The sequence below is a fragment of the Tahibacter sp. genome, from assembly GCF_035481375.1.
Taxonomy (GTDB): domain Bacteria; phylum Pseudomonadota; class Gammaproteobacteria; order Xanthomonadales; family Rhodanobacteraceae; genus Tahibacter.
In genome coordinates this window covers 1-1,659 of sequence record NZ_DATIGT010000064.1, presented here as the reverse complement: position 1 = coordinate 1,659, position 1,659 = coordinate 1, and the positions used below count along the sequence as shown (strand labels likewise).

The 1,659-nt window shown below is 72.9% G+C and carries 1 protein-coding gene; it reads right to left on the bottom strand.

Features of this window, described 5'->3' with window-relative positions; translation table 11 throughout:
* A partial coding sequence (locus VLF18_RS03750) for an amino acid adenylation domain-containing protein (protein ID WP_325278283.1) occupies window positions 1–1,659 on the bottom strand: 1,659 nt, incomplete at both ends.

Genomic DNA, 1,659 nt, shown 5'->3' with positions numbered 1-1,659 from the left:
GCTCGCGCGCATGCGCCGCGGCGAGCGCCGCGGCGTCGGCACGATCGGCATGCCGCAGCGGCAGGTCGAACGCGACGTCCGCGTCGACGATCTGCGCGGGCGTGCCGTCGGGCGCGACGAAGCGCGTGCGCAGCGATGCGTGCCGCGCGATCAACGCGGCAAACGCGGCGCGCAGCGCGTCGACGTCGAGTGCGCCGTGCAGACGCAAGGCGCCGGCAATGTGGAACGCCGCGCCGGCGCCGTCGAGCTGCGCGAGAAACCAGAGGCGCTGCTGGGCCTGCGACAGCGGCAAGGGTCCGCCCGTCGCGTGCGCGCGCAGCACCGGCAGCGCGGTTGCGGCGATCGGCGCGAGCGCCAGGCATTCGGCGAGGCCGCGCACGGTCGGCGCGTCGAACACGGCATTCAGCGCGAGGTCGCGACCGAGGTCGCGGCGCAGCCGCGCGACGAGCCGCGTCGCAAGCAGCGAGTGGCCGCCGAGTTCGAAGAAGTCGTCGTCGCGGCCAATGCGGTCGAGGCCGAACAGCTCCGACCACAGCGCGGCGACGGTTTGTTCGAGCGCGCCCAGCGGCGGCTCGAACTCGCGCTGCAGGTCGGTGAAATCCGGCACCGGCAGCGCCTGCGGATCGCGCTTGCCGTTCGGACCCAGCGGCAGACGCGGCAGATTCACGAATGCGCGCGGCAGCATGAACGCGGGCAGCGAGCGGCGCAGACGATCGCGCAAGGTTGCCGCCGGCACGGGCGCGTCGGCGACGACATAGGCGACGAGACAGCGCTCGCCGTCCTCGCGCGCGTGCACGGTCACCGCCGCCTCGCGCACGCCGGCCTGCGCGCAGAGCGCCGCTTCGATTTCGCCGAGCTCGACGCGGAATCCGCGCAGCTTGACCTGCGTGTCGTTGCGGCCGACGAAATCGAGTTCGCCGTCGCGGCGCCAGCGCACGAGATCGCCGGTGCGGTACATGCGCGCGCCGGGTGCGTCGGCGAACGGATCGGGCAGGAAGCGCGCGGCGGTCTGGCCGGGCTGTCCGAGATAGCCGCGCGTGACGCCTTCGCCGGCGATATACAGCTCGCCGGTCACGCCGACGGGCACGCGTTGCAGGCGCGCGTCGAGCACGTAGACGCGATTGCCGCGGATCGGCCGGCCGATCGGCGGACGCTGCAGGCCCTGCGTCGCACGCGTCGGATCGAAGCGCGACAGCGTCGCGCAGATGCTGGTCTCGGTCGGTCCGTAGATGTTGAGAAAGCGCCGGCCGCGCCCCCAGCGCTCGACCAGCGACAGCGGGCAGGCTTCGGTGCCCGTCGACAGCGTGTGCAGCGCCGGCAGCGGCCGTTCGTCGAGACTGCCGAGCATCGCGACCGGCAGGCCGATGTAGTGGATCGCCTCGTCGTGCAGCACGTCGCCGAGCTCGCGCGCGTCCGCTGCGCTGCGGTCGTCGATGCATAGCGTCGCACCGGAGCACAGCGCGAGAAACAGATGCGCCGTGCCCGCGTCGAAGCTCAGCGACACGACGTGCAGCACGCGCTGGCCCGGCTGCAGCGCGATGACGTCCTGATAGGCGCGCACGACGTTGGCGAGCCCGCGATGCGTCGCGAGCACGCCCTTGGGCCGGCCGGTCGATCCCGAGGTGTAGATGACATAGGCGAGGCCGTCGAGGGCGAGCC